General features: G+C 61.5%; 18 protein-coding genes. 5 read left to right on the forward strand and 13 right to left on the reverse strand.

Going from position 1 to position 20,185, the window contains the following annotated elements:
* Positions 1-19 precede the first annotated feature (19 nt).
* From solA to A3AY_RS0123265, 6 genes are all read right to left on the reverse strand, one after another.
* Complete coding sequence (gene solA, locus A3AY_RS0123240; RefSeq protein ID WP_018328088.1) at positions 20-1,171, reverse strand: N-methyl-L-tryptophan oxidase; 1,152 nt, start codon at positions 1,169-1,171, stop codon at positions 20-22.
* Between the two features lie 20 nt (positions 1,172-1,191).
* A complete protein-coding gene (locus A3AY_RS0123245) occupies positions 1,192-2,685 on the reverse strand; it encodes an HAL/PAL/TAL family ammonia-lyase (RefSeq protein WP_018328089.1) in 1,494 nt (497 codons plus the stop codon).
* 2 nt (positions 2,686-2,687) lie between these two features.
* The gene (locus A3AY_RS0123250) at positions 2,688-3,458 is read right to left on the reverse strand and encodes an ABC transporter ATP-binding protein (RefSeq protein ID WP_018328090.1); all 771 of its coding nucleotides are present in this window, start codon (positions 3,456-3,458) and stop codon (positions 2,688-2,690) included.
* A gap of 32 nt (positions 3,459-3,490) precedes the next feature.
* Positions 3,491-4,201 (reverse strand): ABC transporter permease, encoded by a 711-nt coding sequence (locus A3AY_RS0123255; RefSeq protein WP_018328091.1) that lies wholly within the window; start codon positions 4,199-4,201, stop codon positions 3,491-3,493.
* An 18-nt stretch (positions 4,202-4,219) separates the two neighbouring features.
* Positions 4,220-4,942 carry an ABC transporter permease gene (locus tag A3AY_RS0123260; RefSeq protein ID WP_018328092.1) on the reverse strand — a complete coding sequence of 241 codons (723 nt, stop codon included), beginning with the start codon at positions 4,940-4,942 and terminating at the stop codon, positions 4,220-4,222.
* A gap of 142 nt (positions 4,943-5,084) precedes the next feature.
* Entirely contained in the window at positions 5,085-5,924 is an 840-nt protein-coding gene (locus tag A3AY_RS0123265; RefSeq protein ID WP_018328093.1) for a transporter substrate-binding domain-containing protein, read from the reverse strand.
* A 181-nt stretch (positions 5,925-6,105) separates the two neighbouring features.
* Here A3AY_RS0123265 and hutC point away from each other — a divergent pair, with 181 nt between their 5' ends.
* Entirely contained in the window at positions 6,106-6,873 is a 768-nt protein-coding gene (gene hutC, locus A3AY_RS0123270; RefSeq protein ID WP_018328094.1) for a histidine utilization repressor, read from the forward strand.
* A gap of 50 nt (positions 6,874-6,923) precedes the next feature.
* Here hutC and A3AY_RS0123275 read toward each other — a convergent pair whose 3' ends face one another.
* Positions 6,924-7,523, reverse strand: coding sequence for a TetR/AcrR family transcriptional regulator (locus A3AY_RS0123275; RefSeq protein WP_018328095.1), 600 nt, complete (start codon positions 7,521-7,523; stop codon positions 6,924-6,926).
* Positions 7,524-7,707: 184 nt separating this feature from the next.
* On the opposite strand from A3AY_RS0123275, the gene A3AY_RS0123280 reads away from it, so the two are divergent.
* Together A3AY_RS0123280 and A3AY_RS0123285 are read left to right on the forward strand one after the other, a co-directional pair.
* A complete protein-coding gene (locus A3AY_RS0123280) occupies positions 7,708-8,928 on the forward strand; it encodes an efflux RND transporter periplasmic adaptor subunit (RefSeq protein ID WP_018328096.1) in 1,221 nt (406 codons plus the stop codon).
* A gap of 38 nt (positions 8,929-8,966) precedes the next feature.
* A complete protein-coding gene (locus A3AY_RS0123285; RefSeq protein WP_018328097.1) occupies positions 8,967-12,197 on the forward strand; it encodes an efflux RND transporter permease subunit in 3,231 nt (1,076 codons plus the stop codon).
* A 300-nt stretch (positions 12,198-12,497) separates the two neighbouring features.
* Here A3AY_RS0123285 and A3AY_RS0123290 read toward each other — a convergent pair whose 3' ends face one another.
* The 5 genes from A3AY_RS0123290 to A3AY_RS0123310 all read right to left on the reverse strand — a co-directional run bounded on the left by A3AY_RS0123290 (position 12,498) and on the right by A3AY_RS0123310 (position 17,384).
* A complete protein-coding gene (locus A3AY_RS0123290) occupies positions 12,498-12,974 on the reverse strand; it encodes a GNAT family N-acetyltransferase (RefSeq protein WP_026203741.1) in 477 nt (158 codons plus the stop codon).
* Between the two features lie 238 nt (positions 12,975-13,212).
* Positions 13,213-13,968: an ABC transporter ATP-binding protein gene (locus A3AY_RS0123295; protein WP_018328099.1), complete on the reverse strand. Its 756-nt coding sequence runs from the start codon at positions 13,966-13,968 to the stop codon at positions 13,213-13,215.
* Positions 13,962-15,029 carry a FecCD family ABC transporter permease gene (locus A3AY_RS0123300; RefSeq protein WP_018328100.1) on the reverse strand — a complete coding sequence of 356 codons (1,068 nt, stop codon included), beginning with the start codon at positions 15,027-15,029 and terminating at the stop codon, positions 13,962-13,964. Before A3AY_RS0123300 ends, A3AY_RS0123295 begins: the two co-directional genes overlap by 7 nt.
* Positions 15,029-16,171 carry an ABC transporter substrate-binding protein gene (locus A3AY_RS0123305; RefSeq protein WP_018328101.1) on the reverse strand — a complete coding sequence of 381 codons (1,143 nt, stop codon included), beginning with the start codon at positions 16,169-16,171 and terminating at the stop codon, positions 15,029-15,031. Before A3AY_RS0123305 ends, A3AY_RS0123300 begins: the two co-directional genes overlap by 1 nt.
* A 76-nt stretch (positions 16,172-16,247) precedes the next feature.
* Positions 16,248-17,384 carry an ABC transporter substrate-binding protein gene (locus A3AY_RS0123310; RefSeq protein ID WP_018328102.1) on the reverse strand — a complete coding sequence of 379 codons (1,137 nt, stop codon included), beginning with the start codon at positions 17,382-17,384 and terminating at the stop codon, positions 16,248-16,250.
* A 125-nt stretch (positions 17,385-17,509) separates the two neighbouring features.
* Between A3AY_RS0123310 and A3AY_RS0123315 the strand changes: the two genes are divergently transcribed.
* Both A3AY_RS0123315 and A3AY_RS0123320 read left to right on the forward strand, forming a co-directional pair.
* Positions 17,510-18,316 carry a class I SAM-dependent methyltransferase gene (locus tag A3AY_RS0123315; protein WP_018328103.1) on the forward strand — a complete coding sequence of 269 codons (807 nt, stop codon included), beginning with the start codon at positions 17,510-17,512 and terminating at the stop codon, positions 18,314-18,316.
* Between the two features lie 639 nt (positions 18,317-18,955).
* Complete coding sequence (locus tag A3AY_RS0123320) at positions 18,956-19,468, forward strand: tetratricopeptide repeat protein (protein ID WP_026203742.1); 513 nt, start codon at positions 18,956-18,958, stop codon at positions 19,466-19,468.
* Between the two features lie 148 nt (positions 19,469-19,616).
* Here the strand turns inward: A3AY_RS0123320 and A3AY_RS0123325 are convergent, their stop codons facing one another.
* Complete coding sequence (locus A3AY_RS0123325) at positions 19,617-20,183, reverse strand: hypothetical protein (protein ID WP_018328105.1); 567 nt, start codon at positions 20,181-20,183, stop codon at positions 19,617-19,619.
* Positions 20,184-20,185: the final 2 nt, after the last annotated feature.

Raw genomic sequence — 20,185 nt, forward strand, 5'->3', positions numbered from 1 at the left:
AGTGCTTGGTGGACTTGCCCTACGCCGGCCTTGAAAACCGTTCCATCGCCTCGAAGGAGAAGGCGTCGATCGGCAGGTCCGTGCCGCCATCGAGCGCCAGGTCGGCGAGGATCTCTCCGACGACGCTGGTGAACTTGAAGCCGTGGCCCGAACAGGGGGACGCGACGACGATGCGCCTGTCGCCCGGTAGGAGATCGAGCAGGAAATCCTCGCTCGGCAGCATCGTGTAGCGGCAAGTGGTGGAGCGGACGCGCAGGCCGGCCGCGGCCGGTAGCCGGTGACGGATGAAACTGTCGAGCAGGTTAGTATCGCGCTCGTTGACGGCCGGGTTGGGCTGGTTCGGATCGATCGGCTCGCGAAAATGCGCATGGCGGCCAACCTTGACGCCATCGACGCCGATCGCCGGGAAACCGAAGAACGAGCCATTGTCACCCTCGTCGCGGATGAATACCGGCATGCGCTGCGGCTGGGTGACGAAACCATCTGTCGGCTGGTACCAGGCAACGACCTGCTTGATCGGTACGGCATGGTCGCGCAGCGCCGGCACCAGTTCGCCGATCCAAGAGCCGGTGGCGACGATGACCTTGGCGGCCGTGTAACGTCCCGTGGCGGAGACGACGGTCACGCCGTTGTCCCCCGGTTCGATTGCCGTAACCTTTTCCCCGAAATGCAGCGCGGCGCCATCGGCGGCGGCGAGCTTCAGATAGCCCATGACGGCGGCTTTGGGACGGAGATATCCACCCTGGGGATCAAGCAGCGCCACCTCGTCTTCATCCAGCGAAAATACCGGAAAACGCCGGCGCATCTCGTCGGGGCCGAGGGTTTCGAGCGGCAGATCGTGAACATTGCAGGATTCCCTTGTGCCGCTGACGATCTTGCTGTCCGGCTTGCCGATCTGCAGCACGCCGGTGATCGTCAGGATATCCTCGCGCAGCCGCGCCTCGAGCGCCCGCCAGTTGACATAGGCGCGCAGCAGCAGTGGCACATAGGAAGGGTCCTCGAAATAGCCGAGCCGGATCAGGCGGCTGTCGCCATGGGACGAACTCAAGGCATGCGCCGGATAATAGGCGTCGATGCCGATCACCTTCACGCCGCGGAAGGCCAGATGCGCAACAGCCGCACTGCCCATGGCGCCAAGGCCGACAACGGCAACGTCGAAATGGGCGGCCATGGCAGTTCCTTTCAGGAGATTCAGATGCCGGGAGGAGGCGTCCGGCGCAGGAGATCGCGCGCCTTTTCCAGATCCCAGCCGAGTGGCCGATCATCGGCATAGGTTGGCAGAACAGCGCGGATATGACGATAGAGCGCGTCGGTTCCCTTGGCTCGAGGCGCGACCGCAACCTTGAAATCCTGGGCCTGCGCGGCGGCGGCAAATTCGATGCCGAGAATCTGCTCGGCATTGTCAATGACTGCCAGCAGCTTGTTGGCCGCAGCCGTCGGATGCGCGAGAAAATCCTCCTGCAGCGCCGAGGTGACGCCTCCGTCGAGGCTCGCCGGCGCACCGAGCCGCCGGTTTTCCGCAGCAAGTGCCGCGGCCGTATATTGCGCGATCATGAAGCCGGACCCGGCGCCCGGATCGGTCGCCAGGAAGGCCGGCAGGCCGCTTACCAGCGGATTGACCAGCCGGTCGATCCGCCGCTCGCTCATCGCCGAGATCTGGGAGACCGCGACCGACAGGCTATCGAGCGCCTGCCCGAGGCCGGGTGCGACGGCATGTGCTTCGGAAGAAACAAGCGGAGCTTCCGGCGTGCCGGATACGGCGGGATTATCGGTTACGGACGCAAGTTCCTGATCGACGATCGAACCGACAAAATCGAACACATCCCAGCCGGCGCCGTGCGCATGCGGGACGGAGCGAAGGCTCAAGGCATCCTGCGTGCGCGCCCCCTTGGCAGCCTCGATCAGGCCGCTGCCAGCCAGGCGTTCGCGCAGCACCCTGCCGACCTTCGCGATGCCCTTCGACTTGCGAAGCGCCAGCACCGGCCCGTCGAAGGCCGCCGCCTGACATCCGAGCGCCTCGATGGTCAGTGCCGCGATGGCATCGGCCCATTCAAGGAAGCGCTCGGCGCGCGCCAGAGCCAACGAGCCGAGGCCCGTCGAACAGGCAGTGCCGTTGACGAGGCTCAGACCTTCCTTGGCCTGCAGCACCAGCGGCTCGATGCCGAGGGTTTTCAGGGCCTCGGCGCCACTTGTCGGTCTCCCCTTCAACCGCGCCCTGCCCTCGCCGATCAGTACCAGCGCGATGTGAGCATTGTGGGAGAGATAGCCGGCGGAACCTTTCGCGGGCACTTCGGGAATGCAGTCTTCGCGCAGGAAAGCCTGCAGCGTCTCGACGATCACTGGGCGCACGCCGGAATGCCCATGCGAAAAATTGGCTATCTGCGCCGCGATGATGGCACGCACCGCGCGGGCATCCAGCAGCGGGCCGATACCGCAGGCGTGGCTGAGGATGATGTTGCGCGACAGGCGGCTCTGGGACGGACGATCTACGACGGTATCGGCCAGCGCGCCGACGCCGGTATTGACGCCATAGGCGCGCGCACCGCTTTCGACGATTGCCGCAACGATGCGGCTGGCGGTCTCGACGCGCTGGCGCGCACTATCGGACAGGGAAAGGGCCGCACCATCGGCAACCGCCGCCACGGCGCGCCAGTCGAGCGCCGTTTCAAGCACGATATCCTGCACGATCAGCCTCCAAAATTGCCGATGAACTGGCGGAAGCTGGGGGAACCGCCTGAGCCGAACAGTTGGTCCGGCGCTCCATCGCTGTCAATCTCGCCGGATTTCATGAAGATCACCCGGTTGGAGACATTGCGGGCAAAGCTCATCTCATGGGTGACGACCAGCATGGTCATCCCCTCTTCGGCAAGCGAGCGCATGACGCGCAGCACCTCGCCCACCAGTTCCGGATCGAGCGCCGACGTCGGCTCGTCGAACAGCATGACCTTTGGCTTCATTGCCAGCGAGCGGGCGATCGCGGCGCGTTGCTGCTGGCCGCCCGACAGATGCGCCGGATAGGCATTGCGCTTCTCGGCAATACCGACCTTTTCCAGAAGCACTTCGGCCTCCGCGATGCATTCGGCGCGCGGACGCCTCAAGACGTGCACCGGCCCCTCGATGACATTTTCGAGGATCGTCATGTGGGACCAGAGATTGAACGACTGGAACACCATGCCGAGCTCGGAGCGGATGCGGTCCACCTGGCGCCGGTTGGCCGGAACGTTCTTGCCACCGCGCTGCTCCATCTGGATCAGTTCGCCATCGACGGAAATCTCGCCGTGATCGGCAATTTCCAAAAGATTGATACAGCGCAGGAAGGTGGACTTGCCCGAGCCGCTGGCGCCGAGAAGCGAAATGACGTCGCCGTCGCGGGCATCGAGCGAGATCCCGCGCAGCACCTCATGCGTGCCGAAGCTCTTGCGGATGTTGCGGACGGAAAGCCGGGTCGTGCCTGCCATGGTCGTTCCAGTCTGGTTGAGGGTCGTCGGGGTCATCGCTGCGGCACCGGAAACAGGGGAGCCGCGCGGCGGTGCGGGGTCAGCTTGTATTCGAGCAGCGCCATGGCCTGCAGGATCAGGAAGTTCAGGATGAGATAGATGGCGGCGGCGCAGAGGAAGACTTCCATCGTCCGGTAGGTCTGCGAGATCAGCCGCTGGGCAACGCCCGTGACCTCCCAGACCGTGACGAGGCTGGCGAGCGCCGTTGACTTCACCATCATCACCACTTCGGTCGAATAGGCCGGCAGCGCATGGCGGAAGGCGACCGGCGCCAGGATGCGGCGGGTCAGCAGGAAGCCGGACATGCCGACCGACCGGGCCGCCTCGATTTCCTTGGCCGGGATGGCGCGCAGGCCGAAGCGAAAGATTTCCGCCGTGTAGCCCGCCGTGCAAAGCGCCAGCGACAGCACGGCGCAGACGAACGGTTCGCGCAGAGCCGGCCAGAGGAAGCTGTAGCGAATGAAGCCGAACTGCCCGAGGCCGTAGAAAATCAGGAACATCTGGATCAACAGCGGCGAACCGCGGAAGACGAAGATATAGCCCTTGGCGAAATTGCGGGCGGTGGTATTGCCGCTCACCCGCATCCAGACAATGAGGAGCGCCAGCAAGCCGCCGAAGAAAACCGAGAGGGAAAACAGCGCCAGCGTCATCGGCAGAGCCGCCAGCAGCGTTTTCATCGTCTCGAACATGAAGGTGATATCCATCGCGCGGCTCCTTGGGGATCAGGCCTGGCCGAGGCTGGTCGGCATGCTGCGATTGGCGCGCTTTTCGGCGCTGGTGAAAAGGCGATCCGAGAAGCTGGTGAGGATCAGATAGAGACAGCCGCCGACGATGAAGAACAGGAAGTGCTGCCGCGTCGAACCGGCCGCGACCTGGCTGGTCCGCATCAGGTCGGCAAGCCCGGTTACGGACACGAGCGCCGAGTCCTTGAGACTGAGCTGCCAGACATTGCCTATGCCCGGAATGGCAAACCGGAAAACCTGCGGGCCGATGATGCGGCGGAAGCGCAAGCTGCGGTTCATGCCGATCGCCTGCGCCGCCTCAAGCTCACCCTTCGGGATGGCGAGATAGGCACCGCGAAAAACCTCGGCCTGGTAGGCACCGGAGATGATGCCGACCGCAAGCGCACCGGCCGCGAAGGACGGAAGGCCGAGAAAGCCCTCGTAGCCCATCGCCGTACCGATCGCGGTGACCGCGCTCGATCCGCCGAAATAGACGAGATAGATGATCAGCAGTTCGGGAACGCCGCGAAAGACGGTGGTGTAGGTGCCGCCAAGCGTGCGCAGTATCCTGCTGCCCGACAGCTTCGCCCAGGCGACCAGCGAGCCGAGGATAGCGCCGATCAACAGCGCAACGGCGGTAACGCAAAGCGTCATCAACGCTGCCAGGAGAAGCAGTCCGCCCCAGCCGGTGGGGCCAAATCCGATCAATTGAAATAGTGCCATGCCGCAGGCGTCCCGTCGTTTCCGGCATGGCCGGCTTCCCGATCGTCAGATGGATATGGAAGGCCGCACCTGAGGGTGGGCGGCCTGCCGCAGCAAAGTGTGCCCACCGGGGGCGAATGGCAAGCGGCGGGCAGAGTTGAGATCAGGGAGTAACGTCGGTTTTGAACCACTTCATCGACAAGGTCTTGATCGTGCCGTCGGCAAGTGCTGCCTCGATAGCCTTGTTGAACATGTCGCGCAGATCCGTATCGGCCTGGCGAATGCCGAGGCCTTCACCGCTGCCGAAGATCGTGCCGCCGATTTCAGGGCCGGTGAAGGCGAGCGTGCCATTGGCCTTCTCGAAAGCCGAGATCAGGTAGACGGCATCGTCGAAGACGAGATCGATACGGCCGGTTTCAAGATCGAGGTCGCGCTCGGCGCCGGTCTTGTATTCACGCACGGTGGCGATATCGCCGAAGTTGTCATAGATGAACTTGGAGTAGACGGTGGCGGCCTGGATGCCGATCGTCTTGCCGGCGAAGGCTGCCTTCATCGCATCGATTTCCTTGACGCCGGTTGCGCCTGGATCAAGCTTGACGACCGAGCCGGTGCCGGCAGCGTTTGCCAGCGGGCCATCCTTCAGCGTCGCGAAAGCGGCGTGGGTATGAGCATAAGGAATGGTGAAGTCGATGATCTTCTTGCGCTCTTCGGTGATCGACAGCGCATCCATGATCACGTCGAACTTGCCGGCATTGAGCGCCGGGATCATGCCGTCCCAATCGGAGGCGACGAGATTGCACTCGACCTTCATGTGGTCGCAGAGATATTTGGCAAGCTCCGGCTCGAAACCACCGAGCGTACCGTCGGGATTGGTCAGGTTCCAGGGCGCATAGGCGCCTTCGAGCGTGATGGTGACCGTCTTCCAGTCCTTGGCTTGAGCCATCGGAGCAGCAAGGGTTGCGAATGCGACGGCACCGGCCATCAGAAATTTGGATAGGTTCATGTTCAGGTTCCTCTGAGGTTTATCTTCACAACGTCCGCCGATCTCCGCCGTCTTATGAGCCGGCTTCAAAAATGCCCCTGAACATCCATGTTGTATATGGTACCATATGCGAATTTTTGTGGTATGCAAGAGGGAGGCCCGCATTTGGATGCAAAATTAATTTCGCCCAAGGAATGAGCATATGAAACGCAGCATCGACCAGAACGCTCAACTGAAGTGGGACAACAGCGACAATGACGGCGCACCGCTTTACGCCGGCGTCAAGCAGATGATCCTCGACCGCATCCAGAGCGGTGAATGGCCACCCAAGCACCGAGTCCCTTCGGAGAATGAACTGGTCGCCGAACTGGGCGTCAGCAAGATGACCGCCAACCGGGCGCTGCGCGAACTGGCAAGCGAGGGCGAACTGGTGCGTATCCAGGGCGTCGGCTCTTTTGTTGCCGAGCGCAAGGGCTATTCAGAACTCTTCGAAGTCCGCAACATTGCCGAGGAGATCGACGAGCGAGGCCATGTGCACCAGGCTTCCGTGATCGTTTTGGCGCAGGAGACGGCAGCACCCGATGTCGCCGATGCGCTCGGCCTGCCGATCGGCGCCCCGGTTTTTCACTCGTTGATCGTGCACAGCGAAAACGGCGTTCCGGTGCAGATTGAGGACCGTTTCGTCAATCCGGAGGCAGCCCCCGGATACCTTAACCAGGACTTCACCAAACAGACGCCGAACGCCTACCTGACTGCCGAGGCTCCGTTGAGCGGCTCCGAACACATCGTCGAAGCGGCCATGCCGCAACCTTGGGAATGTAAGCTCCTCGTAATCCTGCGCACCGAGCCCTGCCTGCTCATCCGCAGGCGCACATGGTCGTCCAAGCGCGTCGTCTCCTTTGCCCGTCTCGTCTATCCCGGCAACCGCTATCGGCTGGAATCACGCAGCGGAAAAATGGCGGACGACTGATTATCGCCAAGACACCTGCTATATTGTATATGGAACATGGGGCCCGATAATCAGCTGCCTTCAGCAGCCGGTTCCGGCCAGAATTGCAGTGCCATGTCGATGACGCGATAAAGGGCCGCCCGATCCGCACCGGACGCCGCCTGAATGGCCGTCCCTTGCGAAATCGTCATGATATAGCGGGCAAGATCAAAGGGTTCATGGCCGGGCGGCAGATCGCCCTCCTGCGCCGCGCGCTCGAACCGCTTGCCCAATTCGTGTTCGTCGCGGTGGCGGTTTTCAATCAGACATTTCTGGATGTCAGCGGCAGCCTCGCTGCAGGCGAGCGCACTGTTGATGCCCATGCATCCGCTCGGGTCCTTATCAGCCGTCTGCGCATCGGCAAAGCCGCGCAGAATCTTCTCGGCGGTAACACGGGCTTTAGGTTCTTTGAGAGCCTCATGAAAGAAGCTCATCTTGGTGCGCTCGTAGCGCTCGAGCGCCTTCAGGAAGAGAGCCTCCTTGTTGCCAAAGACGCCATAGAGGCTGGGCTTGGTGATACCCATTCCCTCGGTCAGATCGGTCAGAGAGGTGCCTTCGTAGCCCTTTCGCCAGAATAGTTCCATGGCCGTTTCAAGGGCCTCGTCGACATCAAACTCTCTTGGCCGTCCCATGGGCCGGACCTCCCGAATTTTTTTATACCGATCGGTATAATTCCATTGACAGTGATCGGTTCAGGAACTTATTTTTATACCGATCGGTATTGAACGTCAATGCAACCCTCGCCCAAATCTCTCGCCTCCCACGAAAGATGACCGGCACATCCCTCCCCCGAGGCCAGAAATTCAGGATAACGCCATGTCTTTCGGAACTTTCAGAAACAAGCTTCTCGCCACCGGGCTCATTCTTGCCGTGGCAACCATTGCACCGACGATCGTCTTCGAAATCCAGGGCAGCCCGTCCGGCACCGGCAATGCAGCCGATGCCACGGCCGCCGCGCCCGTTGCCGTTCCCGTCTCGGTCGCCGTCGTTGAGGCAAAGCCCGTGACGCAGTGGAGTGAATTCTCCGGCCGTCTGGAGGCGATCGATCATGTCGAACTGCGTTCACGCGTCGCCGGCGCGATCCAGTCCGTTCATTTCCAGGAAGGCGCGATCGTCGAGAAGGGCGACCTGCTCGTCACCATCGACCCGGCTCCCTATCAGGCAGAAGTGGCCCGCGCCAAGGCAAGCGTGACCGCAGCCGAGGCCCGGGCCTCCCTGGCCCGCACCGAACTGAAGCGCGGCAAGCAACTGCTTGCCTCCAACGCCGTATCGCAAAGCGACTACGATCAGCGCCTGAACGGCGAGGCAAGTGCCGAGGCTGACCTGGAAGCCGCGCGCGCCGTGCTGCAGTCGGCCGAGCTCAATCTGAGCTATACTGAAATCCGCGCTCCGATCACCGGCCGCGTCGGCAAGATCGAGATCACCGCTGGCAACCTCATCGCCGCCGGTCCGTCTTCGCCGATCCTTACCCGGCTGGTATCGCTAAGCCCGATCTATGCAAGCTTCGAAGCGGATGAACAGATCGTCTCCGGCATCCTGGCAGAATTGCCGGAGGGCGTGAATGCCCGCAACTTCCTCGATCGCGTTCCGGTGCGCATGGATGTCGCCGGCCACCCGGATATCAAGGGCAAGCTCCAGCTCGTCGACAACAGCGTCGATCCGCAAAGCGGCACCATCCGGGTGCGTGCAGTGTTCGACAATGCTAACGGCGCCCTGATGCCGGGTCAATTCGCGCGGCTGAGCATGGGCCAGTCGAAGACGGAAGACGCCGTGCTGGTTCATGAACGGGCGATCGGCACCGACCAGAACAAGAAATACGTGATCGTCGTCAAGCCCGACAACACCACCGAATATCGCGAAATCACGGTCGGCGCGAAATCCGATGGCCTGCGGGTGGTGACATCGGGTCTGAAGGCCCAGGAACGCATCGTCGTCAACGGTCTGCAGCGCATCCGCCCCGGCTCGCTCGTCGCACCAGAAATGGTCTCGATGAACGCCAGCACGGACCCGGCGCTGCAAGCCTCCATCGCGCAATAAGCCGTAAACCGGCACTTGAGAACAAGGGCGATCGCGCCATGAATATTTCCAGATTCTTCATCGATCGCCCGGTTTTCGCGGGCGTTCTGTCTTTCCTCATCTTCCTCGGCGGCCTGATCGCCATGACGATCCTGCCGATCTCGGAATATCCGGATGTCGTGCCGCCGTCCGTCGTGGTGCGCGCCAACTATCCGGGCGCCAACCCCAAGGTGATCGCCGAAACGGTGGCGACGCCGCTGGAGGAATCGATCAACGGCGTCCAGGACATGCTCTATATGAGCAGCCAGGCGACGACCGACGGCCTGATGACGCTCACCGTCACCTTCAAGCTCGGCACCGATCCGGACCAGGCGCAGCAGCTCGTTCAGAACCGCGTCAGCCAGGCTGAGCCACGCTTGCCGGAAGAGGTGCGCCGCCTCGGCGTCACCACCGTCAAGAGCTCTCCCGACCTGATGATGGTCGTTCACCTGACCTCGCCCGAGGGCCGCTACGACATGACTTATCTGCGCAATTACGCGCTGATCAACGTCAAGGACAGGCTCGCCCGCATCGACGGTGTCGGACAGGTGCAACTGTTCGGCTCAGGCGACTATTCGATGCGCATCTGGCTCGACCCGCAGAAGATGGCGGAGCTGGGCTTGTCCGCATCGGACGTCGTCAACGAAATCCGCGCCCAGAACATCCAGGCGGCTGCCGGCGTCATCGGCTCTTCGCCCAATCTCGAGGGCGTCGACCTGCAGCTTTCCGTAAACGCGCAAGGGCGCTTGCAGAGCGAGGAAGAGTTCGGCGAAATCATCATCAAGACGAGCCCGACCGGCGCGATCACGCGACTGCGCGATGTTGCCCGCATCGAGCTTGGTTCGGCCGAATATTCGCTGCGCTCGCTGCTCAACAACAAGCAGGCTGTTGCCGTCCCCGTCTTCCAGGCTCCCGGATCGAACGCGATCGAGATCGCCGACAAGGTCCGCGCCGTGATGAAGGAAGTCAAGGCAACGATGCCGCAGGATGTCGACTACGAGATCGTCTACGACACGACGCAGTTCGTGCGCGCCTCGATAGAGGCCGTCATCCACACGCTGCTCGAAGCCATCGCCCTCGTCGTCATCGTCGTCATCATCTTCCTGCAGACATGGCGCGCCTCGATCATCCCGCTGATCGCCGTTCCCGTATCGATCGTCGGCACCTTCGCTATCATGCAGATGTTCGGGTTTTCGATTAACGCGCTCAGCCTGTTCGGACTGGTGCTTGCCATCGGCATCGTCGTCGATGACGCGATCGTTGTCGTTGAAAACGTCGAGCGCAACATCGAAAACGGCCTTGCCCCACGCGAGGCGACCTATCGGGCGATGGCCGAAGTCTCAGGCCCGATCATCGCGATCGCGCTGGTGCTGGTCGCCGTCTTCGTGCCGCTGGCCTTCATCTCCGGCCTCACCGGCCAGTTCTACAAGCAGTTCGCCCTGACGATCGCCATTTCGACCGTCATCTCGGCCTTCAACTCGCTCACCCTGTCGCCTGCCCTGGCCGCCCTGCTCTTGCGTGGCCATAATGCGCCAAAGGATCGTCTGACCCGGATCATGGATTTCCTGTTCGGCTGGTTCTTCCGCGGCTTCAATACCGTCTTCACGCGTGGAGCGAATGGCTATAGCGCCGGCGTCAAGGGCGTGATCTCGCGCAAGACGCTGATGATGGGTGTCTATCTGCTGCTCATCGGCGCCACAGCGTTCTTCTTCAAGGCGGTGCCGGGCGGCTTCGTGCCGCCGCAGGACAAGCAGTATCTCGTCGGCTTCACGCAGCTGCCGGACGGCGCTTCGCTTGACCGGACGGAAGAGGTTATCCGCCGCATCAGCGACATCGCACTCAAGGTGCCGGGCGTCGAAGACGCCATCGCCTTCCCTGGCCTGTCGATCAACGGCTTCACCAACTCCTCCAATGCCGGCATCGTCTTCCTGTCGTTGAAACCCTTCGAGGAGCGCACGACACCGGATCTTTCGGCTGGCGCAATTGCCGGGCGATTGAACCAGGAGCTCTCCGCAATCCAGGACTCCTTCAGCGCCATCTTCCCGCCGCCGCCCGTGCAGGGTCTCGGCGCCATCGGCGGCTTCAAGCTGCAATTGGAAGACAAGGCTGGTCTCGGCTACGAGGCTCTTGATGCAGCCGTAAAGGGCTTCATGGCCAAGGCCCATACCGCGCCCGAACTGGTTGGCATGTTCTCGAGCTATCAGGTCAACGTTCCACAGCTCTATGCCGATGTCGATCGCGCCAAGGCACGGCAGCTTAACGTGCCGCTGACGGAGATCTTCAACACGCTGCAGATCTATCTCGGCTCGGTCTACGTCAACGACTTCAACAAGTTCGGCCGGACCTATTCCGTCCGCGTCCAGGCCGATGCCGCCTACCGCGCCCAGGCCGAAGACATCGGCAAGCTGCAGGTTCGCTCGAATTCCGGCGAGATGATCCCGCTGTCGGCCGTGCTGAACGTCAGCTCCACTGCCGGGCCGGAGCGGGCCATGCGCTACAACGGCTTCCTCTCGGCCGATGTCAACGGCAACACGGCTCCCGGCTATTCCTCCGGCCAGGCGCGCGCCGCCGTCGAACGTATCGCGGCGGAAACCCTGCCGGCCGGCGTCAGCTTCGAATGGACGGAACTGACCTATCAGGAGATCATTGCCGGCAATACCGGCGTGCTGATCTTCCCGTTGTCGATCCTGCTCGTCTTCCTGGTGCTGGCTGCGCAATATGAAAGCCTGTCGCTACCGCTGTCGATCATCATGATCATTCCGATGGCGCTTCTGGCGGCACTCGCCGGGGTCTGGCTGACGGCGGGCGACAACAACGTCTTCACGCAGATCGGACTGATCGTGCTGGTCGGGCTATCGGCGAAGAATGCCATCCTGATCGTCGAATTCGCGCGTGAACTGGAGTTCGAGGGAGCCAAGCCCTTCGATGCGGTGATCAAGGCGAGCCGTCTTCGCCTGCGCCCGATCCTGATGACGTCGATGGCCTTCATCATGGGCGTTGTACCGCTGGTGACCTCGACCGGCGCGGGTGCGGAAATGCGCCACGCCATGGGGGTCGCGGTGTTCTCCGGCATGATCGGGGTGACGCTGTTCGGCCTGTTCCTGACGCCGGTCTTCTACGTCGTGGTCCGCGCACTTACCGGCAACAGGCCACTGAAGATAACCGGCGCGCACGTAGCGCCCGCCGAAACGGCCACCGTGACGCCGTTGCACACGCAACCCGTCCTGCCTGGGTTGGAAGCCGCGGAATAAGCCGCGACAAGGACACCACCATCATGAAAAACGGCGCCGTCACCAGTACGGCGACGTTTTTTTTTCGCAGCGAGCCGAGCAGCAGGCGCCGCCCGGGCGGAGCAGCCACGCCACCACCGAAGCCGACACGCGCCGGACCGGAAACGCACAGCGTCAAATTTTCAAGCGGCTGGTCGGTCTCGTGGGTGAGGCGGAGCGTATAGACCGGGCTCTCCTCCTACTCTCCGGCACCCAGACCGTCTCCAAACTGGCAATTGGCCTTGGTCGCAATCGCCATCATCTCTGCTCCGGAGAAAGGGGTCAGTCGGCGCTTTTGAGCAGCCCGGCATAGACGCCGGGGGCCGAATGGGGGATCGGGGTGGCACCCACAGTGCGCTCGTAGAACGCCGATGGGCCGACATCGCCGATGATGGCGTAGCCGTAGCCCATGGTCTTCAAATCCAGCAAACAGGCGAGCAGCAGCGCATGGCCGATGCCCTCGCCGCGAGCCGACTCTTCAACGCCAGTCGGCCCGAAGAAGCCGCGGGCGATCGATTCGTGGCAGGCAAAGCCGATGAGTTTTTCCGCCCGCATTGCGAGAAAGCAGGTCGGCGGCTGCCTGGCGAAAGCGACCGTAGTCTCGCTCGCCCAGCTGGAGCCGAACTTTTCCCGCACCCAGCCAGTCACGAGCTCAAGCTCCGGTGCAAGCGCCCGCCGGATCATGACACCGGCTTTTTCCATTCGCGCGTCGAGAGCGGGAACAGGTTTAACCAGTGAAAGATTGACCAGATAATCCATGTCGAACCCGTGCGGTTGGCAGTCAGGTGACCGTGCCTGGCTGTTCGATGGCGCCAAGCCATCCATTGCTTCCGATGATCAAGGGCTGCATTAAGTCAAATACTTAGAGGCATAGTCACGCGCTCGTCAACTCGGCTTTGCAACGAGCGTTGACTTGCGGAATTGCCCGGAAACGACAATCGGCGCCGAAGGCGCCGACAGACACTATGTTTGGGCGGCGACCGCCGTCGCGTTGCGATCAAACGATGGAGCTGTCGACGATCACCAGCGGTTTCCCCTGCGAGCAGGCTTCGAGCCGCGCCTCGACCCGGTAGATGTCGCGCAGCATCGCCTGAGTTATGACTTCGGCCGTCGGGCCGCTGGCGGCCATTTTGCCGTCGGCGATGACGATGGTGTTGTCGCAATAACGAAGCGCGTGATTGAGATCGTGCAGCGCAATCAGCACCGCCATGCCCGATCGGACTGCCAGTGCCTTCATGAAACCCAGCACCTCGATCTGGCGGAACAGGTCGAGAGCCGAGGTCGGCTCGTCCATCAGGAGAATCTCCGGCTTGCGAACGAGCGCCTGGGCAATCGACACCAGTTGGCGCTGGCCGCCGGAGAGCTCGCCGAGGCCGCGAAAGGCGAGATCATTGATCCGGAGTGCCTGCAGGACTTGATCTATATCCGTGAGATCGCGATCGTGAACTTTCCAGCCCGAACCCTGCTTGGCTGCCAGCAGCACCGATTCATAAACCGTCAGGACCGCATTGGCGCCGGTATCCTGCGGCATGTAGCAGATCGTTTCCGTCCCCTTCTCGGTATCGCTGAGATAAACGGTGCCCGGGCCGGAGGTGAGACCGGCAATGCGCTTGAAAAGCGTCGATTTGCCCGCCGCATTGGGACCGATCACGGCGGTGATGGCACCCCCGACCAGCACATCGGTATCGACGCCGGACAGGACGACATGCTTGCCGTATTTGGCGCCAAGCCCCTTGAGTGCCAGACTTACCATGACCGCCTCCGATTGCTGAAGATGAGCACGAAGAAGAAGGGAACACCCACGAGCGCGGTGATGACGCCGATCGGCAGAATGGCGCCGGGAATGATCGTCTTCGAGACGACCGAGGTCGCGGATAACAGCAGCGCACCGCAGACGAGCGACGCCGGAAGGAAGAAACGCTGGTCCTCGCCGACCAGCATGCGCGCAATATGCGGCCCGACCAGGCCGACAAAGCCGATGGTGCCGACGAAGGAAACCGGGATGGCGGCGAGAAGGCTGACCAGCAGCATCGTTTCCAGGCGAAGTCCGCGCACGTTGATGCCGAAGCTCGCCGCCTTGTCGTCCCCGAGCCGCAGCGCCGTCAGCGCCCAGGCGCGGCGGGCAAACAAGGGCACCGCGAAGACGAGTATGGCACCGGTCACCCAGACCTTGACCCAGGTCGCCTTGGTGAGACTGCCCATGGTCCAGAAGACGACAGCGGCCAGGGCCTGCTCCGAGGCGAGATATTCAAGCAGCGACAGTAGCGCGTTGAAGGTGAAGACGAGTGCGATGCCGAGAAGCACGATGGTCTCGACAGTCACGCCGCGCATGGTCGAGGCGAAATGGATGAACAGGGCGGCGACCATCGCCATCAGGAAAGCGTTGATCGGCACCATGTAGTGGACGGCGACCGGGAAGATCGCGACGCCAGCGACAAGCCCCAGCGCTGCGCCGAAACTCGCGGCTGCGGAGATGCCGAGCGTGAACGGGCTTGCCAGCGGATTGGCGAGGATCGTCTGCATCTGCGCGCCGGCGACCGAAAGCGATGCCCCGACCGTGACCGCCATCAGCGCGATCGGCATGCGAATATCCCAGATGACGACACGCCGCTGGTCATCGACCGAAGCCGGATAAAACAGAGCCGTCAGGACGTCCGAAAGCGTGTAATTTGCCGGCCCGAGCGCCATATCCACCGCGACGCTGAGGAACAGCGCCGCGACGAGACACAGGATCAGCACCAGGCGGCGGAAGGCAAGGGCGCGGTAGCGTCCGCCGCTGGTATCCTCAATGGGCTGCGCCATGGCCAGGGTCATCACATGTCTCCCGCTTCAAGAGAGACGAAATAGCCCGTGCGATAGGACACCGGCAGGAACTTCTGATGGAAGTCCCTGAAGGTCTCCTCCGCGTCGAGGTCGGCGAAGAGCTCCGGATGGAACCATTTGGCGAATTGCTGGATCGCGACGAAGTCGTAAGGGTTGCCGTAGAACTGGTGCCAGACGGCGTGAACCTGACCCTGCTTGACCGCCTTCAGGCCCGGAAAGGCGGGCCGTTGCATCAGATCGGCAAGTCTCTGCCGCGCCGCCTTCGCATCGGCCCCCGGTCCGACATTGACGTACTGGTTGACATCGGATTCGGCCGCCCAGTTGGCGCCGGTGACGATGACATTGTCTGGATTGGCCAGCACGAGTTGCTCAGGGTTGAGATCGCCGAATGTGCCGGTGATTACGTCGGAACCGATATTGTGGCCGCCTCCAAGCTCGACCATCCGGCCGAAATTGACCGGACCGAACGTCCGGCAGCAGACGACATCGCCGGAAATGCCCGGCGAGCGTTCGATGAACACCTTCGGAAAGGCGGGCTTTGCCGCGGCCAGCCGGTCGGTCACCCGGGCAATCTGTGCCCGGCGATAGTCGGCCAACTCCTTGGCCCGATCCTCGGCACCGAAAATCTCGCCGAGCAGGGCTATGCTGTTTTCGGTGTTCTTTTCCGGATCGACCCGGAAATCGAGATAGACGACGGCGATACCGGCGGCTTCCGCCTTCTCGACGAGCGATGCCTCCTCGGCCGCCTTCACCGATTCCAGATTGAGTGTCAGCACATCCGGCTTGAGGGCGATCGCGGCTTCCAGATCGAAGGTGCCGTTGCCGACATAGCCGAAGCGCGGCAGTTTCTCGATGTCGGGAAACCGGTCGCGATAGCTCGCATAGGTGTCCGCGTCCTTCTTCACCAGGTCGTCACGCCAGCCGACGATCGTTTCAAAGGTCTTGTCGCCTTTCAGCGTCGCAACCACATGAACCTGCCGGGCCTCGCCGAGGAGGACACGCTTTGCCGGCAGATCGAGCTCCACCCTGCGGCCGGTTACGTCGGTAATTGCGGCTTTCTCGGCCAGGGCCGGTTCCGTAGCAAGCCCGACGAGGCCGGTGAGCGCCAGCAGCGCGATCGTCAGCATCTTCATTGTCTCAATCCTTCGTCAGCGGTTCGACCAGATGCATCGGGGCGGAAAGCCCGCCCCGTGCCGGTCCTCCTTCGGGTCAGCCCGCGACCGCGAGCGAGGCGAAATAGCCGGGCTTGTAGTCGACGGGCAGGAAACGCTCGTGCAATTCCTTGAAGGTGGCATCGGGATCGAGATTCTTGAACAGTTCCGGATGCAGCCATTTGGCGATCTGCTGCACGGCGACGAACTGATAGGGGTTGTTGTAGAACTGGTGCCAGATGGCGTGGACATTGTTGTCCTTTACCGCCTTGACGCCGGTGAACGCAGGACGCTGCATCAGGTTGGCGAGCTTGCGGACCGATGCCTTCGGATCAGCATCCGGGCCGACGCCGACCCAGTTGCCGCCGGGAACATAGAGTTCCCAGTTAGCACCGGTGACGATGATCTGGTCCGGATTGGAAGCGATGATCTGCTCGGGGTTGACCGTGCCGAACGTACCCGGAATGATGTCCTTGGCCATGTTCGCGCCGCCGGCCAGCTCGACCATCTTGCCGAAGTTCTCATTGCCGAACGACATGCAGCAATCGTCGGAATAGCCGCCCGCACGCTCCATGAACACCAGCGGCTTCTTCGCATCAGCCTTGGCCAGGACGTCGGTGACGCGGGCGATCTGCTCGGCCCGGAACCGAATGAATTCCTCGGCCCTTTCCTGCTTGCCGAACAGCGTGCCGATGACCCGCATGCTGGCCTCGGTGTTTTCCATCGGCTTTTCGCGGAAGTCGACATAGACAAGAGGAATGCCGACCTTGCCGAGCTTTTCGATATAGCCAGCCTCTTCGGTCGCCGTCTTGGCATCGATGTTCATGATGATGACATCGGGCTTCAGCGCAACGGCCTGTTCGATGTCGAAGGTACCGTCCTTCATGCCGCCGAAGGTCGGCAGTTTGTCCATTTCCGGAAACTTGGCGAGATATTCATTGTAGCCGTCGAGATCGGCCTTCTTGAAATCGTCGCGCCAGCCGACGACGCGGCTGAACGGCGCGTCCGTGTCGAGAGCGGCAACGAAATAGATCTGGCGGCCTTCGCCGAGAATGACATGCTCGACCGGAACGCTGACTTCGATATCGCGACCCGTGACATCCTTTATGGTTACTTTCTCACCGGCAAAAGCCAGGCCAGAAAAAAGCGCGCAGAAACCCACGGCGGCCAAGGCCACCCTGCCGAACATCGTCATTGTCTTCACTCCATCGGGAAACTGCGGCGCTTTTAATATTTCATGATATTGACAGTCAAGTTTTATCTTTTAGAAGAATTCCAGGAAGTTACGAAAGCTGCACTGCGCAATCCGGGAACATGACGATGAGCAATACCGAAAGACTGGCGAATTACGACCTACGCGCCGAGATCAAGGCATACTGGTCCGAACGGGCCGCAACCTTCGACCAGTCGCCCGGTCACGAGATCTTTTCGGAGGAAGAGCGCGCCGCCTGGCACCAGTTGTTTCTACGGCACCTCGGCCCCGGCAACGGTCGCGCCGCACTCGATCTTGCCAGCGGCACCGGGGTCATTTCGCACCTGATGGATGATCTGGGCTTTCGGGTGACCGGCATGGATTGGGCGGAGCCGATGATGGAGCGCGCTCAATCCAAGGCAAAAATCCGCAAGCGCAGCATCAGCTTCCGCCTGGGCGACGCCGAGAACACGATGGAGCCGGACAACGCCTATGACGTGATCGTCAACCGGCATCTCGTCTGGACGCTGGTCGATCCGAAAGCAGCTTTCGCCGAATGGCTGCGGGTTTTGAGACCGGGCGGAACGCTGCTGATCATCGACGGCGACTTCGTCAGTTCGACACCGCTCGAGCGGCTGCTCTCCAAGCTCGCCGTTTTCGGCACGCGCCTCGGCATCCTGAAGAGCGATGCGGTACAGGCGTCGGCGGCAATGATGGATACGCATCGCAGTATTCTTTCGCGCGTCTATTTCTCGCAAGGGGCACGCGCGGAGGCGGTCGCCGATCTCCTTCGCCAAAGCGGCTTCGACACTGTGACGATCGATACCGACCTCGCCAGGGTTCATCGCGCGCAGGCGAAACACTGGAATCTCTTCAAGGGCCTGGCCCGCGGCATCCAGCACCGCTACGCAATCAGCGCCACGAAAGCTGGCTGAATTGACGCTTTGCGGGTGGCATGAAAGCCGAAAGCCACCAGTTCACTGCCGAGTTGCTTTTTTAGCGTCTCCGTCGCGCTGATGCGGTGATCCCGCACGGGATCGCGGCGAGCACACTTGCGCGAGGGGGCTCCAGAATGCGATGCTTGGGATCGCCAGACACCGGGAGATGGCGGAGCCACCAGGCCCAAGCCTTTGACGGATAGGTTGCAACGAGAGCGACCCTGAGCAGAAAGATCGCTGCCAGGGCCTAAACGGCAGGCGGACCCAGTTGGACGCACGAGGAAACCTGGTTTGCCTCGTGTTGCCTCCGCACACCCAAGGCGACAGCCGTTAATCTTAACAAACACTGTGGACGGCGCCTAGCTGACAGAACCCACGCCCTCATAGATGAGGATTAGCTGCTCACAAGCCAACCAAACTCTCGCGCAAATGGCAGTTTCATCGGAGAAAATTTCGCCTTGCCATCGCGCTGTGTTGCAAGAGTGACACTATACAAACGGCCGATGTGTCTCTTTAATGCGACTCACGATGCTGATTGTTTCTTTGTTAGCATTTTTTGATCAGGATTTCCGTGAGCGCATACTTATGCAACGCTAGGATATCTGAAAGTTGGGGGTATGAATGGTGACGTTTCAGATGATGCAGCGGGTCGGATGCCTAACGTTATTGCTTGCCGGTGTTGCAACCTTGGCCGGATGCCAGTCTTCCAGCCTTGAAGACATGTCTGCTTTCGGCGACAGCGCCCAGACCGTCGCAGATGACTCGGCGGTCGCCTTCTACAAGGACGACGAATTGATCACCACGGGCAAGCTTCAGTTCCGGGAAAAGAACTACGGAAAGTCATACGCGATCTACAAACGCGCAGTTGCAGTCTTTCCACAAGATCCGGCGGCATGGCTGGGCTTTGCGGCATCGTCGGATATGATCGGCCGGTTCGATACTTCCGACCGCGCCTATGCGCAGCTCGCAAAGATGATCGGCAACACGCCGGTCTACTATAACAATATCGGCTATTCCCATCTTTTGCGCGGTGACCTTCCCAAGGCCCGACGCTATTTCCTCAAGGCCTACGAGCTCGATCCGGCCAACGAGACGACGGCGCGAAACCTCGAATTGATGAAGAACAGCGTGAACGTCGCGCAGCGATAGACCCGCTTGGCGCTCGCGGCGCCGCCAAAAACGAACAATGCGCCCCTTAAAGGCGCATTGCGAATTCTGTTGTCTGGAACAATCGACAGCCGCGGTTGTCACCTGCCGCCTACCAAACAGCGCGAGCGCTACCCCGCTGATCCCGCAACTATTGTACTTTCCGGAGAATCAATTTGCCTTCCGGCGAGACGGATCGTTCATAGCGCGGCAGGTCAGAGACCGATACGCCTTGGGCATCGATCGAGGCCAGGCTGTCATTCGGAACCTCGCGATACGCCGAGACCGCGCCAAAGGAAGGCGCAATGCGTTGCGTTACCTCCTTACCGGGCGCGCTCAGGATCTGAGCGCCGCCGGAAGAAGCAAACAGGCTGGACCCCATCTGGTTATCCAGATCCGCAACTTGCTTCCGCAGGCTTTCCACGTTTTGCCGGATGATCGCCACATCCTCGCCCCTCGCGATGGTATGCGCCTGTTTGTCGATCTGCGCCTTCAGCCCGTCGATCGATAGCTTCAGCGCGGCCAGCGTCTCGCTGCTTTCACGCACATCGGCGGCATTTTTTGCAGTGTAAAGCAGGATGCCCGCGTTCAACGGGAGAAGCATCAAGGCCATGGCGATGAACGGCACCCCTTTCGACCGGGGCGGTTCTTTGGCCGTTTGTTCGCTGCGCGGCCTTGGGCCGTCAGATTCGACATCCACATTTACAATATTGGTCATCG

Source organism: Rhizobium giardinii bv. giardinii H152, from assembly GCF_000379605.1.
In the GTDB taxonomy this organism is placed as follows: domain Bacteria; phylum Pseudomonadota; class Alphaproteobacteria; order Rhizobiales; family Rhizobiaceae; genus Pararhizobium; species Pararhizobium giardinii.

What these genes read in the sequence shown, in the direction of transcription:
- A3AY_RS0123285 (WP_018328097.1), top strand. Translation starts at nt 8,967, where the DNA reads ATGAATATTTCCAGATTCTTCATCGATCGCCCGGTTTTCGCGGGCGTT.
- A3AY_RS0123295 (WP_018328099.1), bottom strand. Translation starts at nt 13,968, where the DNA reads ATGGTAAGTCTGGCACTCAAGGGGCTTGGCGCCAAATACGGCAAGCAT.
- hutC (WP_018328094.1), top strand. Translation starts at nt 6,106, where the DNA reads ATGAAACGCAGCATCGACCAGAACGCTCAACTGAAGTGGGACAACAGC.
- A3AY_RS0123265 (WP_018328093.1), bottom strand. Translation starts at nt 5,924, where the DNA reads ATGAACCTATCCAAATTTCTGATGGCCGGTGCCGTCGCATTCGCAACC.
- A3AY_RS0123290 (WP_026203741.1), bottom strand. Translation starts at nt 12,974, where the DNA reads ATGGATTATCTGGTCAATCTTTCACTGGTTAAACCTGTTCCCGCTCTC.
- solA (WP_018328088.1), bottom strand. Translation starts at nt 1,171, where the DNA reads ATGGCCGCCCATTTCGACGTTGCCGTTGTCGGCCTTGGCGCCATGGGC.
- A3AY_RS0123255 (WP_018328091.1), bottom strand. Translation starts at nt 4,201, where the DNA reads ATGGATATCACCTTCATGTTCGAGACGATGAAAACGCTGCTGGCGGCT.
- A3AY_RS0123260 (WP_018328092.1), bottom strand. Translation starts at nt 4,942, where the DNA reads ATGGCACTATTTCAATTGATCGGATTTGGCCCCACCGGCTGGGGCGGA.
- A3AY_RS0123320 (WP_026203742.1), top strand. Translation starts at nt 18,956, where the DNA reads ATGATGCAGCGGGTCGGATGCCTAACGTTATTGCTTGCCGGTGTTGCA.
- A3AY_RS0123300 (WP_018328100.1), bottom strand. Translation starts at nt 15,029, where the DNA reads ATGACCCTGGCCATGGCGCAGCCCATTGAGGATACCAGCGGCGGACGC.
- A3AY_RS0123305 (WP_018328101.1), bottom strand. Translation starts at nt 16,171, where the DNA reads ATGAAGATGCTGACGATCGCGCTGCTGGCGCTCACCGGCCTCGTCGGG.
- A3AY_RS0123275 (WP_018328095.1), bottom strand. Translation starts at nt 7,523, where the DNA reads ATGGGACGGCCAAGAGAGTTTGATGTCGACGAGGCCCTTGAAACGGCC.
- A3AY_RS0123280 (WP_018328096.1), top strand. Translation starts at nt 7,708, where the DNA reads ATGTCTTTCGGAACTTTCAGAAACAAGCTTCTCGCCACCGGGCTCATT.
- A3AY_RS0123250 (WP_018328090.1), bottom strand. Translation starts at nt 3,458, where the DNA reads ATGGCAGGCACGACCCGGCTTTCCGTCCGCAACATCCGCAAGAGCTTC.
- A3AY_RS0123325 (WP_018328105.1), bottom strand. Translation starts at nt 20,183, where the DNA reads ATGACCAATATTGTAAATGTGGATGTCGAATCTGACGGCCCAAGGCCG.
- A3AY_RS0123310 (WP_018328102.1), bottom strand. Translation starts at nt 17,384, where the DNA reads ATGACGATGTTCGGCAGGGTGGCCTTGGCCGCCGTGGGTTTCTGCGCG.
- A3AY_RS0123315 (WP_018328103.1), top strand. Translation starts at nt 17,510, where the DNA reads ATGAGCAATACCGAAAGACTGGCGAATTACGACCTACGCGCCGAGATC.